The organism is Photobacterium sanctipauli, from assembly GCF_003026495.1.
In the GTDB taxonomy this organism is placed as follows: domain Bacteria; phylum Pseudomonadota; class Gammaproteobacteria; order Enterobacterales; family Vibrionaceae; genus Photobacterium; species Photobacterium sanctipauli.
Window position 1 is genome coordinate 14,725 of sequence record NZ_PYMA01000027.1, and the last position, 15,140, is coordinate 29,864.

Below are 15,140 nucleotides of genomic sequence, written 5' to 3' on the forward strand. Positions count from 1 at the left end.
TAGCGGTAACGTTGAATGTTCAAAGCCAGCCTCAGTGCTGGCTTTGTTGTTTTTCAGCCCCAGCGGTTGGTATTCGTACCCAATAATGGGCTTTGCTCCCAAATTTTCCCTCCAATACTTGCGTCAAAATCTTTTCGCACTAAGGATCAAATCGGCAAAAAAATGCCGTTTTTGTTGTGAATTGCATTAAAGTTTGACTGTTGCACGCCGATACAGCTTTTACGTTCGGATAGAGATCTGCAAATGATACTGCGTACCTTGTTACTGACTACATTGCTGGCGGCGACACCTGCTATGGCATTAGAGGATGTCGGTGATGCGGTGCCTGTCTATACCGAGAACGAGCTCAACCGGATGTTCGACACCAATAGCCACTTGCGCCAAGTGCAAGCGGACGACTGCCAGCTGGTGCAAGATATCGAGGCCCGTGCAATCCGCGTTGAATCGCCGTCCTACCAGTTCCTCTACGGCGATATGCTGGCTTGGGGGGTGTGCGTCGAGCGTGATGTCGAGCTTGGGGTCCATTATATGCAGTCGGCGGCTCATCAGGGCTCGCCAGCAGCACTGGAGCAGTTGGGGCGGTATTACTCGCGTGGGACCTTGGTGCAGCAAGACAAGGAGCGAGCCATTCCTTATTTGCGAGAAGCGGCAGCCATGGGAAATGTGGCGGCGCGCATCCAGCTTGCGGAGTTGCTGCTCAGTGATTACGGTAGCCCGCTCGATTTCGAGGATGCCTATCGTTGGCTATACAATACCGTGACAGCCAACCAGCAGGATCACCGTCAGATTGCCCGTTTGCGCCAAGGGCTAGAAAACCGGATGCCGGCCAATGTGATAGCCCGGGCCAAGCGCCGTGATACGTTCTGGTAAGCGCAGTATTGATGAACACTGACAAAAAAGAGAGGCCGAGGCCTCTCTTTTTGCATTTGTTGTACAGCTGTCTGGCAAGCGGATGGCTGCCGAACGGGGACTTAAAGTACCTTATGCGGGCCGAAGCACTCGTAATGTAGCTGCTCTTCGGCAATGCCCATCTCAAGCAGCTGCTTGGCAACATGCTGCATGAAACCTACCGGGCCGCAGAAGTAGAACTGCATGTTTGGCGTAGCCAGCTCTGCCTTTAGCTTGGTTAAGTCGATCAGTCCTTGGTGGTCGAAGTCTTCCGCTGGGCGATCCGTGTTGAGCGGCTCGCGGTACCACACCGCGCTTGAAACATGGTCATGTTGCGAGGCAATGGCTGCGACTTCTGCCTTGAAAGCATGCTGCGCGCCGTTTTCAGCAGCGTGTAGCCAGCGTACTTCCGCTTGATGGCCTGTCAGTGTTTCTAGCATGGACAGGGTTGGCGTCAGGCCCACGCCCGCAGAAATCAGCGTAACCGGGGTGGCAGGCTCAACTTCAAGGAAGAAGTCGCCTGCTGGCGGTGCAAGCTGCACTTTATCGCCGACGCTCAGGCTGTTGTGCAGGTAGTTCGATACTTTGCCGCCGTCTTCGCGCTTCACCGAAATACGGTATTGATCTTTTTGCGGGGCAGCTGACAGGCTGTATTGGCGGATTTCCTGGTTTTCGAAACCTTCTGGCTGCAGGTAGATACCTAGGTATTGGCCTGGCTTGAAGGCTGCCACCTCACCGCCATCGGTTGGCTTGAAGGTGAAGCTGGTAATGACATCGCTTTCTTGTGTTTTGGCGATAACCTCGAATTCGCGGGTACCGCGCCAGCCGCCGGACTTGCCTTCGTTTTCTTGGTAGATCTCTTCTTCGCGCTTGATAAATACATCAGCCAGCACGCCATAAGCTTCTGCCCATGCATCCAATACTTCCTGGCCTGGCGAGAATAGCTCATCAATGGTGCCAAGCAGGTGGCCGCCGACAATCGCGTATTGCTCGGCAGTGATCATGAAGCTGGTGTGCTTGTGGGCAATTTTCTCCACGGCAGGAAGCAGTGCTGCCAAGTTCTCGATATTGTTGGCATAAGCACAAATGGCGTTGAACAGGGCTTCACGCTGATCACCGTTGCGCTGGTTGCTCATGTTAAAGATATCTTTGAGCTCAGGGTTGTGGGTGAACATGCGATCGTAGAAGTGTGCTGTTAGGGCCGGGCCTGTTTGGGCTAGCAAAGGAGCAGTTGCTTTTACGGTATCAATGGTTTTCTGGCTGATCATTACGCTTTCCTATGTTTAAACTTATATTTGTAATGCATGTTTTAAGTTGTATCTTATCTGTATCTTTTAGTCAATAAGAAGATTAAAATGCCAGCAGGAGGAGTTATTGTGCAACTGACTAGTTTTACCGATTATGGCCTGCGTGCCCTGATTTATCTTGCGACCCTGCCACAAGGGGAGCTTGCCAGTATTACCAAAGTAACTGAAGTGTACGGTGTATCGCGTAACCATATGGTGAAGATCATCAACAAGCTTGGTCAGTTGGGGTATGTCGAAACCGTGCGCGGCAAAAACGGTGGTATTCGTTTGGGAATGCCTGCCGACCAAATTGTGATTGGCGATGTGGTACGTGCTATCGAACCGTTGCAGATTGTGAATTGTAATGAAGACTTCTGCCATATAACTGCTGCGTGCCGCCTGAAGGGCGTGCTGTTCTCTGCTCGCCAGGCATTTTTGGCTGAGCTAGACCAACATACACTTGCCGGTCTCATCGACGATAATCCACCACTCCGTGTGTTGCTGGATCAACCTGTGGCTTAATAAGCAAATCAATAACTTCGAAATCTCCTTTACGGAGTAAAGAATTTGACTTTGCTCCCGTCTGTTCACCTAGGGCGAAGATATACTAGAGTTATATCTTCGCTAACTTGGATCTAATCTATGTCAAAAGGTACTACCGATTTACCGGTCGACCCTTTTCGCGATCGCGAAGCTTCAAACTACGAAAACCCGATTCCCAGCCGAGAGATGCTGCTGGAAGTGATCCGTGGGTTTTCTACTCCAGTGAGCCGTGATCAGCTATTTACCGAGCTTAAGCTTGAAGGCGATGACCAATATGAAGGCCTGCGCCGCCGCTTGCGGGCGATGGAGCGCGATGGCCAGTTGATCTTCACGCGCCGCCAGTGTTACGCCTTGCCTGAGCGACTGGACTTAATCAAAGGCCATGTGATTGGCCACCGTGATGGCTTCGGCTTTTTGCGCCCAGAAGGCACCCACAGCAAGGAAGAAGACTTGCTGCTGCCTCACCATCAGATGCGTGGTGTGATCCACGGTGATTACATTTTGGCTCAAGTTGACGGCACCGATAAGCGTGGCCGCCGCGAGGGCCGTGTTGTTCGTGTGCTCAAGCACTACGAAGGGCAAATAGTCGGCCGCTTCTTTATCGAAGACGGCATGGGCTATGTGGTACCGGACGACTCCCGCATCGCGCAGGATATCGTGATCCCTAACGACCAGCGTTTGGGCGCGCGCATGGGTAACGTTGTGGTGGTTGAAATCAGCCAACGCGCTACCCGTCAGTACAACGCCGTGGGGAAAGTGGTGGAAGTGCTGGGCGAGAACATGGCACCGGGCATGGAAATTGAAATTGCCTTGCGCACCCATGACATCCCGCACGAATGGCCGGCAGAAGTTGAAAAGCAGATTGAAGGGCTTGGCGAAGAAGTACCAGAAGAGGCCAAGACCGGCCGTGTCGATCTGCGCGACTTACCCTTGGTGACCATCGATGGCGAAGATGCCCGCGATTTCGATGATGCGGTGTACTGTGAGCGCAAAAAGTCCGGTGGCTGGCGCCTATGGGTTGCGATTGCCGATGTGAGCCACTATGTACGCCAGGGCTCGGCGTTGGATAACGAGGCGGTGAAGCGCGGCAACTCGGTATACTTCCCGTCGCAAGTGATCCCGATGCTGCCGGAAGTGCTGTCCAATGGTCTGTGCTCGCTGAATCCGCAAGTTGATCGCCTGTGTATGGTGTGTGAGATGACCATCTCAGAAGCCGGCAAACTGTCGGGCTACAAGCACTATGAGGCGGTGATGAACTCCCATGCCCGACTGACCTATACCAAGGTCAGCAAAATGCTGGAAGGGGATGAGGAGCTGCGTGAGCGCTATGCGCCATTGGTACCGCACCTTGAAGAGCTGTATAGCATGTACAAGGTGCTAAAAGGTGCCCGTGAAGAGCGTGGTGCCATTGAATTCGAAACGGTGGAAACCCAGTTCATCTTCAATGCCGATCGCAAGATTGACCGTATTGTTCCGGCTGAGCGTAATGATGCCCATAAGATCATCGAAGAATGTATGATTTTGGCCAACATTGCTTCGGCGCGTTTTGTCGAAAAGGCTAAAGAGCCGGCCTTGTACCGTGTCCACGATACCCCGGGCGAAGAACGCCTGATGGGCTTCCGTGATTTCTTGGGCGAGCTAAGCCTCCAGTTGTCCGGTGGCTTGGAGCCGTCCCCGAAAGATTACGCGGCGCTGGCAAGCCTGATCCAGAACCGTCCGGACAAAGAGCTTATCCAGACTATGCTGCTTCGCTCAATGAAGCAGGCGGTTTACCAAGCAGATAATATCGGCCACTTTGGTTTGGCGCTGAAGCAGTATGCCCACTTTACCTCGCCTATCCGCCGTTACCCGGATTTAACCTTGCACCGTGCAATCAAGTACTTGATTGCCAAGCAGGAAGGGACCAATAAAGATCGCTGGACACCGACGGGTGGCTACCACTACTCTTTTGATGACATCGACGTCATTGGCGAACAGTGTTCAACTTCTGAACGCCGGGCTGATGATGCAACCCGTGATGTGGCCGATTGGCTCAAGTGTGAATACATGCAGGATCACGTGGGCGATGAGTTCGACGGTGTGATTGCCAATGTTACAGGCTTCGGCTTCTTTGTACGCCTTAATGAACTGAATATTGATGGCTTGGTGCATATTTCGAACTTGGCCAATGATTACTATCAGTATGATCCTATCGGCCAGCGCTTAATTGGTGATAGCTCGGGTCAGGTTTATCGTCTTGGTGACACGGTGAAAGTGAAGGTTGCATCCATCAACCTAAACGATCGCCAGATCGATTTTGATATCGTAGGCAGCAACCGTAAGCCCCGCGGGGAAGGCAAAACCGCTAAAAACCGCGAGAAAAAACAGCGCATGCGTAAAGCGGAAGGTATGCAACGCCAAAGCTTGAAAGTGTTCCGGGTCGAAGATGGCGAAGCGCAGCAAGAGCGTCGGTCAAAATCGAAAAAAGAGCGTAGCTCGGTGCGCCAGAAGCTGAAAGCGGGGGCAATTCCTAAATTCGAGGAAGACAAGGCGCCGGACGGCAAGAAGCCTAAATCAGGCGGAAAGCCGAAGGCGAAGAAAAAATCGACCAAGGCACGCAGCAAGAAGCAGCGTGCTGGTAAGAAAGAACGGGCAGCAAAGAAGAAATAACCCATGAGTAATGACATTATTTTCGGCATCCACGCCGTTAACGCCGTACTAGCATCGGATCCGGCACGTTTTATCGAGGTATTCGTACTGAAGGGGCGTCAGGACGATCGTTTGCTGCCGGTACTGAATGAATTGCAGATGTTGGGTATCACTATCCAGCAGGCAGGCCGCAAGGCGCTAGACGACAAGGCCAAAGGGGCATCGCACCAAGGCATCATCGCGCGCGTTCGCCCGGGCAAGCAGTACAACGAAAATGATCTAGATGATTTGTTGGCAGGACAAGAAAACCCGCTGCTGTTGGTGCTGGACGGGGTGACCGATCCGCACAACCTCGGTGCTTGTCTGCGTAATGCTGATGCAGCCGGTGCCACGGCGGTGATTGTCCCGAAAGATCGTTCGGCCCAGTTAAACGCAACAGCCAGCAAGGTAGCTTGTGGTGCGGCAGAAGTGATGCCGTTGGTACGCGTGACCAACTTGGCACGCACGCTGCGCGCATTGCAGGACAAGGGTGTGTGGGTGGTGGGTACGGCGGGCGAGGCTACGCATGATATCTACCAAAGCAAATTGACCGGGCCTTTGGCTATCGTCATGGGCGCGGAAGGTGAGGGCATGCGCCGCCTTACTCGCGAAACTTGTGATGATCTGATCAAAATCCCAATGGCGGGCTCGGTATCGAGCTTGAACGTCTCTGTTGCAACGGGTATTTGCCTGTTTGAAGCCGTGCGTCAGCGCCAGTAAGATAGCAAAATGAGACATCTCACTATGGGGCTGGGGCCCGATAGTGAGAGCGGAGTCGGGTAGCGGTTAACCCCGCTTCGATAACGAAACCCTGTGGGCGAATGAGTCGGGTACAGACTTGCTAGCCCATGGGGTTTGTTGCGTTTAGGGGGCGGAGAAGCTTGCATCTGTAGCTGTAAATTTTACTTGCTAAGATTGTCCAATCTCTGTACTATTCAGCGTCCAAATTCTCGGTTCTATTTTAGTTCCTTGCTTCCTCTGGATAACCGAGCCAACTCAGGAAGCTGATTAATCCGTAAGGAGCAACCAATGCGTCATTACGAAATCGTATTCATGGTGCACCCTGATCAAAGCGAACAGGTTGCTGGCATGATCGAGCGTTACACTGCTGCTATCAAAGATACTGGTGGTCAGATTCACCGTCTAGAAGATTGGGGTCGTCGTCAAATGGCTTACCCAATCAACAAACTGCACAAAGCACACTACGTTCTAATGAACGTTGAAGCTGAGCAGTCTGCAATCGACGAGCTAGAGTCTAACTTCCGCTTCAACGATGCTGTGATCCGTAACATGATCATGCGTACTAAAGGCGCTATCACTGAGCCATCTCCAATGATGAAGGCTAAAGAAGAGCGTGCCCCACGTCGTGAAGAGCGTGCAGAGCAACCAGCTCCAGCACAATCTGAAGGCGAAGCAGCAGCTGAGTAATTTTTGAATGACCAATCGTCTGGAGTTATCTGGTGTTATCGCCAAGGACCCCAAACGAAGCAAATCGCTGGCGGGAATACCTCATTGTCACTTTGTGCTTGAGCACCGTTCTTACCAGCAGGAAGCCGACTTACCACGGCAAGTGTATTGCTACATTAACGTGGTAGTTAGCGGGCAAGGTCAACAAGTACTCACTCAAGATTTAGCTGTTGGCAGTCACATTAAGGTAGCGGGCTTTGTTTCCTACCAAACCGGCCGAAACGGTATCGGGAAATTAGTGTTACATGCCGACCACATTGAAAAAATTTGATTCAGGAGATAAGCCCATGGCACGTTTCTTCCGTCGTCGTAAATTCTGCCGTTTCACTGCAGAAGGCGTACAAGAGATTGACTACAAAGACGTAGCAACTCTAAAAAACTACATCACTGAAGCTGGTAAAATTGTACCAAGCCGTATCACTGGTACTCGCGCTAAATACCAGCGTCAGCTAGCTCGCGCTATCAAGCGTTCTCGTTACCTAGCACTTCTACCATACACTGACAAGCATCAGTAATCGGTAGCGGTTTAATTAAGTTTAAGAGGACAAGATAATGCAAGTTATTCTACTTGATAAAATCGGTAACCTAGGTGGCCTTGGCGATCAGGTTAACGTTAAAGCGGGTTTTGCACGTAACTTCCTTATCCCACAGGGTAAGGCTGTAATGGCAACTAAAGCTAACGTTGAAATGTTTGAAGCACGTCGTGCTGAGCTAGAAGCTAAAGTTGCTGAGCAACTAGCTGCTGCTGAAGCTCGTGCAGAAAAACTAAACGCTCTAGAAGCTGTAGTTATCGCATCTAAAGCTGGTGACGAAGGTAAACTATTCGGTTCTATCGGTACTCGTGATATCGCTGACGCAATTACTGCGGCTGGCGTTGAAGTAGTGAAGAGCGAAGTTCGCCTACCAGAAGGTGCTCTACGCACGACTGGCGAATTCGAGATCAGCATCCAGCTGCACTCTGAAGTATTCGCATCTATCAACCTAAACGTTGTTGCTGAAGACTAATAACGCTTAGTGTCGATATGAAAAAACCAGCCTTCGGGCTGGTTTTTTTATGCCTGTCATCTGGCATTGTAGCAGGCTTGGTTGTTTGGCTAGTTGATCTTGAACAGCACGCTCACGCTCATGGTAGAGTCGCGCTTTTTCAGCCCGTCGGGTACCCAACTGTTGACCTTCTGGCTGTTGCTGAACTTAAGGGCAACGTGGTCGTTGATGGCGGTGGTGACATTGAGCTCGGTTTCCAGCGTGCTGTTACTGTTGCCGCCGATTCCGGTTGCCCGGGCGTTGACCTCGACGTTTTTCGATGGCTTCCAGATAAACTTGGCACTACCACGAATAATCAACTCGTCGACGGTTTCGGGAATGATGATATCGTCGTCGTCGATCTCGTCGATGTTTGGTTCTTGGTGGCGGTAACCCGGGCCGGCTTCCACTTCCATCTGGAAAGTTTCACGGCGAATTAGCTGGTAACCCAAACCGGTTGATAGGGTGAAGTCGGTAAAGTAGGGACCATAGCGATCGTCGACATAGTTGGCATTGCCCAAGACATAGGTCCGCTCGTTGATCTTCATATCGCTCTGGAGCTCGATTTGCCCCTTGCGCTTGTCTTCCTCACCGTCTTTCTCGGCCAGCAGGTACTTGGCCTCGGCCGTTTGGCGGTATTGGTTTTTAACGTAGGTAAAACCAACACGGCTGTTAAGCGTTTCGGAATCTGAGTTGCCGCCGAGCGCATGGTAGCCAAATTCAATTTCACTGGTCCACGGTGGCGGGATCGGGGTTGGCCTGTCGTCATCAGTTGCTTGAGCAGCTGTGCTGGCAAGTAGCAATAAGGCTAGGATGTTTCTTGCCAAGCGGCCTCCTCTGAAAATAACCCATAGCAAATCAATTAAACGCTGCATTTTACCCTATTTATGTCAACATTTGGTCAAGAATAGTGCGAGAGGCTGATGATTCGCAGTCTTTGTTCTTTAATATGCAAACAATCGAGGGGAAATTGTTTTTCGGCACTATATTGTTAGATAGACTCACGGCGATTTCAGGTATAATGCTCGGCTCAGTTTCCGGCAATCATTTCAATTCCTATGGCAGAAAACAGCAGACCTAACAAACCCAAAGATACCAAGATGGATGCAATTAAAATGCCTCCGCACTCGCTAGAGGCCGAACAGTCGGTGCTCGGCGGCTTGATGTTGGACAATGAAAAGTGGGATGCTGTCGCCGAGAAGGTGGTTGCCAAGGACTTCTACAGCCGACCTCACCGTATTATTTTCGAGGGCGCCTCTGTACTCCTTGAAGGTGGGCAACCACTTGATTTGATTACACTCTCTGAGCACCTTGAGCGAGCAGACCAACTCGATGATGTGGGCGGCTTTGCTTACCTGGCCGAGCTGGCGAAGAATACGCCGTCGGCGGCAAACATTTCTGCCTATGCCGAGATTGTACGCGAACGTGCCTTGATCCGTGACATGATCGGGGTGGCGAACGAAATCGCTGATGCCGGTTATGATCCGCAAGGGCGAGACAGTGAAGAGCTGCTTGATATGGCGGAAAGTAAGGTTTTCGCCATTGCCGAACAGCGTACTTCGGAGAACGAAGGGCCGCAAAACGTTGATACTATTCTGGAAAAGACGCTAGAGCGTATCGAAATCCTTTACCAGTCTCCGCAAGATGGTGTTACTGGTGTCTCGACGGGCTTTACTGATCTCAACAAGAAAACGGCGGGCCTGCAGGGCTCCGACCTGATCATCGTGGCGGCGCGTCCGTCGATGGGTAAGACCACGTTTGCGATGAACTTGTGTGAAAATGCCGCGATGGAGCAGGAAAAGCCGGTGCTAATCTTCTCGTTGGAGATGCCATCGGAACAGATCATGATGCGTATGCTGGCGTCGCTCTCTCGGGTAGACCAGACCAAGATCCGTACCGGTCAGTTGGATGACGAGGACTGGGCGAGGATCTCATCGACCATGGGTATTCTGATGGAAAAGAAGAATATGTATATCGATGATAGCTCTGGCCTGACCCCGACAGAAGTACGCTCCCGCGCGCGCCGTATTGCACGCGACAATGGCGGCCTCAGCCTCATCATGATCGACTACCTTCAGCTTATGCGCGTGCCTAGCCTGCAGGATAACCGTACCTTGGAAATCGCGGAGATTTCCCGCTCGTTGAAAGCCCTGGCGAAAGAGTTGAACGTGCCTGTGGTTGCCCTGTCCCAGCTAAACCGCTCGTTGGAGCAACGTGCCGACAAGCGCCCGGTGAACTCGGACTTGCGTGAATCGGGGGCAATCGAGCAGGATGCCGACTTGATCATGTTCATCTACCGTGACGAGGTTTACCACGAAGACAGCGCCCTGAAGGGGATCGCCGAAATCATTCTAGGTAAGCAGCGTAATGGTCCTATCGGTACCGTGCGTTTGACCTTCCAGGGGCAATTTTCTCGCTTTGATAACTACGCCGGCCCGGCGTTTGATGAAGAGTAACAATATTCGTTGCTCATGGTGGCTTCACGTATAGCCGAGTAATACAGTAGGAATTTTAATGAAAGCGGCAACAGCATATATCAACACCCAAGCCTTGGCGCACAACATTAGCGAGCTGCGTGCCAAGGCACCGAGCAGCAAGCTATTGGCTGTGGTGAAGGCCAATGGCTACGGCCATGGCTTGGCCGAAGTTGCCCGCAACCTGCCGGATGTCGATGGCTTTGGTGTTGCCCGTATCGAAGAAGCGCTAACGTTGCGTGCTGGTGGCATCGTAAAACCCGTGCTGTTGCTTGAAGGCTTCTATGCCCCTTCGGACTTACCTGTATTGGTGACCAATAATATCCACACCGTTGTGCATTCGATCGAGCAGCTAGAAGCCCTAGAGCAGACCGAGCTCGATGCGCCTGTTGTAGTGTGGTTGAAGATAGATACCGGTATGCACCGCCTTGGCGTGCGCCCGGAGCAGTATGCCGAGTTCGTTGAACGACTGCATGCGTGTAGCAACGTCGCGAAGCCGTTACGTTATATGAGCCATTTTGGCTGTGCCGACGAAATGGGGAGCACGGTGACCCAGCAGCAGATCGATACTTTTTTGGCATTGACCGAAGGTTGCCGTGGTGAGCGCTCGCTGGCAGCATCGGCGGGGATTTTGGCTTGGCCGCAGAGCCAGTTGGAATGGATCAGGCCGGGGATCATCATGTATGGCGTGTCGCCATTTATTGAACCCGAACGCTCGGCTGAAGCATTCAACATGAAGCCCGTGATGACCTTAACCTCCAGCCTGATTGCGGTGAGGGAGGTGAAAAAAGGCGAGTCGGTTGGCTATGGCGGGATATGGACCAGCGAGCGTGACACCAAAATTGGTGTGATAGCGATTGGTTATGGTGATGGCTACCCGCGTACGGCACCCAATGGCACGCCTGTACTGGTGAATGGCCGTGTGGTGCCAATGGCTGGACGGGTGTCGATGGATATGCTGACGGTTGATCTGGGCCCAGATACAACCGATAAAGTCGGTGACGAAGTAATTTTGTGGGGTGACGGGTTGCCGGCAGAAATTGTGGCCGAGCACATCGGAACCATTGCCTATGAACTAGTAACGAAGCTAACATCTCGTGTAGCAATGGCATATTCGTAAATTAAATAGAAATTGAGTTTTGTCGATATTAAAGAATTTTAAAGCCGCAGCAGTTGTTGCGGCTTTCTCGTTTACTGCTTCGGCCCATGCAGATGGTTGGCCGGCCTGGGAGCCGGAAACCGCAGTGGTGCCTTTTGCCTTTTCCACCGACTCGATGGGGTTGTCTGTCGGGGCAGCTGGCTTGCTCAAAGGGGCGGGCCAGCCCCAGGCGGCATTGCTGGGGGCGGGCGTGGTGACCGATAAGGGCACTTGGCTGGCTTATCTCGGGGCTAACAATTACACATTCGGGCTCGATAGCCGTTGGATTTTCGGTGCCGAATTGTTTTCCGCCGACTATAAGCAGTTTGATTATTACTTGGGGGATGCCACCAGTAATGACTCCAGTGCGGATGATAAGATTGTGTCGGATGCCACGGAGTCGCAGTATCGACTGTCGATGCGTTATATCTTTCCGCTGGGAGCGGCAAAAGATGAGGGGATGCTGGCTGCTATCCGGCCATTTCGCGAAGTCACAGGTAGCACGCCTTGGCAAAGCGGGGTGACGTCCATCGAGTTTAGGCCGTTCTATCAATCGCGAGATCTAGCGGATACGTCTGCGACGGCTGGGTTTAGCGAAGTGGAAAGTGTGTGGGGGCTGGAAACGCGCCTTGATTGGGATAACCGTGATAACAGCCGTAACCCAACCAAGGGTAGCCGCAGCCAGTTCAGTGTGTCGGTCGATCCGGGCAGTTCGGATCATGCCAGTTGGTGGAAGTGGGAGCTGAACCAAAGCTGGTTCTGGGATCTTGGCAACTTCGGTGAGTTGATTGATAAGCAGGTCTTTGCATTTAACTTCTATACCGGCGACACCCCAAGCTGGAACAAGACTGAAACGGTTAACGGCAAAGAGGAGTTTCGTCGTCCCCCGGCGTATGCCGGTACCCGCCTTGGCGGATTATACCGTTTGAGAAGCTTTTCTGGTGGGCGCTTTGTCGATCGTTCTGCCCTGAGCTATAGCATGGAATACCGCGTGCTGCCGGATTGGCAGCCGCTGGAAGAATGGCCGGTGTTCGAATGGTATGACGTGCCTTGGTGGCAGTGGGTGGCATTTGTCGACGTTGGCCGGGTAGCCGATGAGTATGACTTGGCCGAGCTGCACAAGGACATGAAATGGAGTGCCGGTGCTGCCATTCGTTTTCAGGTCGAAGGTATCGTGGTGAGAACCGAAATGGCCTGGGGCAGTGAAGACAGCCTGTTCCGGGTGATGATAAACCAGCCTTTCTAAGCCCCTATCAAGGCAAGCGTGTGAACGCTTGCCTTTTTCTTTGGTTGCTATTCGCCCTGCAAGGTGATCACCAAGCGGCGGCTACCGCCATGGTCCCGGTGTTCCCCTAGGTAGATGCCTTGCCAGGTTCCCAATGCCAATTGGCCATTGCAAATTGGAAGCGTAACGCTGTTGCCGAGCAACGAGGCCTTGATGTGCGCCGGCATATCGTCGTCACCCTCATAGGTGTGCTGGTAGTAAGGGGCACGCTCGGGCACCGCGCGATTGAAATGGGCTTCCATATCGCTGCGTACCGTCGGATCGGCATTTTCATTCAGGGTTAGGCTGGCCGAGGTGTGCTGGATAAAGATATGTGCCAGCCCGACATTGAATTGGTCGAGCTCTGGAATTTGTTGTTCAATTTCATCGCTAACAAGGTGAAATCCGCGTTGGCGAGCACGGAGCTGGATAGTTTTCTGGTACCACATGGTTGCTTCCCTTTTGGTTGTGATAGCGTAAAAAGCGTAATCTCTACCGGATCTGTTGCACTTATTCCGCCCAATCATTTACTCTTGGTTTTCGTGACCTGACGCAATGAAGGTAAGCGCCGCTTCAAGTCATAATTATTCATAAGTTGTAAAATTACAAAAATTTAGCCGACTGCTTTAGTTGGTCTACACTAGACAACATTCACTTAGATCGGGGATCCATAGCTTGGATGATTTTGACAATGCTAATGGATTAACAATTAAAAATCAGGAACTTCACCATGTTGAAAAACATCAATCCGACCCATACCGAAGCGTGGAAAGCGCTGACTGCGCACTTTGAAGATGCTCAAGATCTTCAGCTAAGCGAACTGTTTGCCCAAGACGGCGAGCGTTTTGCAAAGTTCTCTGCCGAGTTTGGCAGCGATATCCTGCTTGATTACTCTAAGAACCTAATCACTGAAGAGACCATGGCTAAGCTGTTTGCTCTAGCCGAGCAAACGGAAGTGAAAGCAGCGATCGGTGAGCTTTTCAGCGGTGAGAAGATCAACCAGACTGAAGACCGTGCGGTATTGCACTCTGCACTGCGTAACCGCAGCAATACACCTATCATGGTAGATGGCGAAGACGTCATGCCGAAAGTGAATGCCGTCCTTGAGAAAATGGCAGCATTCACGGCTCGCATCGTTGATGGTGAGTGGAAAGGTTACACAGGGAAAGAAATCACAGATGTTGTGAACATCGGAATTGGTGGTTCGGATCTTGGCCCTTACATGGTGACTGAAGCGCTGGCGCCATATAAAACACGCCTGAACATGCACTTTGTGTCTAATGTTGATGGTACGCACATTGCTGAAACGCTGAAGCCGCTTAACCCGGAAACGACACTGTTCCTAATCGCGTCAAAAACATTCACCACGCAAGAAACCATGACCAACGCGCACTCTGCCCGCGATTGGTTCCTAGCGTCAGCAGGCGATCAAGCACACGTTGCTAAGCACTTCGCGGCCCTGTCAACCAACGCCAAGTCGGTTTCAGAGTTCGGTATTGATACCGACAACATGTTCGAATTTTGGGACTGGGTCGGTGGCCGTTACTCGCTATGCTCGGCAATCGGCCTGTCAATTAGCCTGGCTGTTGGCTTCGACAATTTTGTGGCGCTACTTGATGGTGCCCACGCGATGGATAAACACTTTGCTGAGGCGCCGCTTGAGCAGAACCTGCCTGTTATCCTTGCCCTAATCGGTATTTGGTACAACAACTTCCACGGTGCTGAGTCTGAAGCTATCTTGCCGTACGACCAGTACCTGCACCGCTTTGCTGCCTACTTCCAGCAGGGCAACATGGAATCGAACGGTAAGTGCGTTGACCGTGGCGGCAACCCAATCAATTACCAAACTGGCCCTATCATCTGGGGTGAGCCTGGCACAAACGGCCAGCACGCGTTCTACCAGTTGATCCACCAAGGTACCAAGCTGATCCCATGTGACTTCATTGCGCCGGCAATCAGCCACAACCCACTAAGCGATCACCATCCTAAGTTGATGGCAAACTTCTTTGCCCAAACTGAAGCTTTGGCATTCGGTAAAACTAAAGAGCAGGTGGAAGCGGAGTTCGTGGCTGCTGGTAAGTCACTGGAAGAAGTTGCCGATCTAGTACCATTCAAGGTATTTGATGGCAACCGCCCAACCAACTCTATTTTGGTGAAGCAAGTGACCCCTGCGGTACTGGGCTCGCTGATTGCGCTTTACGAGCACAAGATCTTCACCCAAGGTGTGATTTGGAATATCTTCAGCTTTGATCAGTGGGGTGTTGAACTCGGTAAGCAGCTAGCAAACAACATTTTGCCTGAACTGGGCGGTGACGAGGCGATTGCTAGCCACGACAGCTCAACGAACGGTTTGATCAACGCATTCAAACAATGGCGTGCATAAGGTATCG

At 51.9% G+C, this 15,140-nt stretch carries 15 protein-coding genes; 12 read left to right on the forward strand and 3 right to left on the reverse strand.

The features are described 5' to 3' along the window. The first annotated feature begins 243 nt into the window (after positions 1–243). Entirely contained in the window at positions 244–870 is a 627-nt protein-coding gene (gene motX / locus C9I98_RS25025; protein WP_036832315.1) for a flagellar protein MotX, read from the forward strand. A 101-nt stretch (positions 871–971) separates the two neighbouring features. On the opposite strand, the gene hmpA is transcribed toward motX, so the two are convergent. Beyond that, complete coding sequence (gene hmpA, locus C9I98_RS25030) at positions 972–2,156, reverse strand: NO-inducible flavohemoprotein (protein WP_036832312.1); 1,185 nt, start codon at positions 2,154–2,156, stop codon at positions 972–974. Positions 2,157–2,264: 108 nt separating this feature from the next. Here hmpA and nsrR point away from each other — a divergent pair, with 108 nt between their 5' ends. The 7 genes from nsrR (at position 2,265) to rplI (ending at position 7,856) form a co-directional block, all read left to right on the forward strand. Further along, complete coding sequence (nsrR, locus tag C9I98_RS25035) at positions 2,265–2,696, forward strand: nitric oxide-sensing transcriptional repressor NsrR (RefSeq protein WP_036832334.1); 432 nt, start codon at positions 2,265–2,267, stop codon at positions 2,694–2,696. Positions 2,697–2,816: 120 nt separating this feature from the next. Continuing rightward, on the forward strand, positions 2,817–5,366 hold the full coding sequence (gene rnr, locus C9I98_RS25040) for a ribonuclease R (protein ID WP_036832309.1): 2,550 nt from the start codon (positions 2,817–2,819) through the stop codon (positions 5,364–5,366). A 3-nt stretch (positions 5,367–5,369) separates the two neighbouring features. Continuing rightward, on the forward strand, positions 5,370–6,104 hold the full coding sequence (rlmB, locus tag C9I98_RS25045) for a 23S rRNA (guanosine(2251)-2'-O)-methyltransferase RlmB (protein WP_036832306.1): 735 nt from the start codon (positions 5,370–5,372) through the stop codon (positions 6,102–6,104). A 309-nt stretch (positions 6,105–6,413) separates the two neighbouring features. Beyond that, positions 6,414–6,812 carry a 30S ribosomal protein S6 gene (gene rpsF, locus C9I98_RS25050; RefSeq protein ID WP_036832303.1) on the forward strand — a complete coding sequence of 133 codons (399 nt, stop codon included), beginning with the start codon at positions 6,414–6,416 and terminating at the stop codon, positions 6,810–6,812. A gap of 7 nt (positions 6,813–6,819) precedes the next feature. Next, positions 6,820–7,122, forward strand: a complete 303-nt coding sequence (gene priB / locus C9I98_RS25055) for a primosomal replication protein N (RefSeq protein WP_036832300.1) — start codon at positions 6,820–6,822, stop codon at positions 7,120–7,122. A 16-nt stretch (positions 7,123–7,138) separates the two neighbouring features. Continuing rightward, positions 7,139–7,366: a 30S ribosomal protein S18 gene (rpsR, locus tag C9I98_RS25060; protein ID WP_002539422.1), complete on the forward strand. Its 228-nt coding sequence runs from the start codon at positions 7,139–7,141 to the stop codon at positions 7,364–7,366. A gap of 37 nt (positions 7,367–7,403) precedes the next feature. Next, positions 7,404–7,856 carry a 50S ribosomal protein L9 gene (rplI, locus tag C9I98_RS25065; RefSeq protein ID WP_036832297.1) on the forward strand — a complete coding sequence of 151 codons (453 nt, stop codon included), beginning with the start codon at positions 7,404–7,406 and terminating at the stop codon, positions 7,854–7,856. Positions 7,857–7,945: 89 nt separating this feature from the next. On the opposite strand, the gene C9I98_RS25070 is transcribed toward rplI, so the two are convergent. After that, entirely contained in the window at positions 7,946–8,701 is a 756-nt protein-coding gene (locus tag C9I98_RS25070; protein WP_107272627.1) for a DUF481 domain-containing protein, read from the reverse strand. A gap of 231 nt (positions 8,702–8,932) precedes the next feature. Between C9I98_RS25070 and C9I98_RS25075 the strand changes: the two genes are divergently transcribed. Genes C9I98_RS25075 through C9I98_RS25085 form a run of 3 tightly spaced genes read left to right on the forward strand, consistent with a single transcriptional unit; the run spans position 8,933 to position 12,732 of the window. Next, positions 8,933–10,330, forward strand: a complete 1,398-nt coding sequence (locus C9I98_RS25075; RefSeq protein ID WP_036827664.1) for a replicative DNA helicase — start codon at positions 8,933–8,935, stop codon at positions 10,328–10,330. Between the two features lie 58 nt (positions 10,331–10,388). Beyond that, positions 10,389–11,468 carry an alanine racemase gene (gene alr / locus C9I98_RS25080; RefSeq protein ID WP_036827667.1) on the forward strand — a complete coding sequence of 360 codons (1,080 nt, stop codon included), beginning with the start codon at positions 10,389–10,391 and terminating at the stop codon, positions 11,466–11,468. A 19-nt stretch (positions 11,469–11,487) separates the two neighbouring features. After that, complete coding sequence (locus C9I98_RS25085) at positions 11,488–12,732, forward strand: BamA/TamA family outer membrane protein (RefSeq protein WP_107272623.1); 1,245 nt, start codon at positions 11,488–11,490, stop codon at positions 12,730–12,732. 47 nt (positions 12,733–12,779) lie between these two features. On the opposite strand, the gene C9I98_RS25090 is transcribed toward C9I98_RS25085, so the two are convergent. Continuing rightward, positions 12,780–13,199, reverse strand: coding sequence for a secondary thiamine-phosphate synthase enzyme YjbQ (locus tag C9I98_RS25090; protein ID WP_036822834.1), 420 nt, complete (start codon positions 13,197–13,199; stop codon positions 12,780–12,782). A 281-nt stretch (positions 13,200–13,480) separates the two neighbouring features. Here C9I98_RS25090 and pgi point away from each other — a divergent pair, with 281 nt between their 5' ends. Next, a complete protein-coding gene (gene pgi / locus C9I98_RS25095) occupies positions 13,481–15,133 on the forward strand; it encodes a glucose-6-phosphate isomerase (protein WP_036822837.1) in 1,653 nt (550 codons plus the stop codon). The last annotated feature ends 7 nt before the right edge of the window (positions 15,134–15,140 follow it).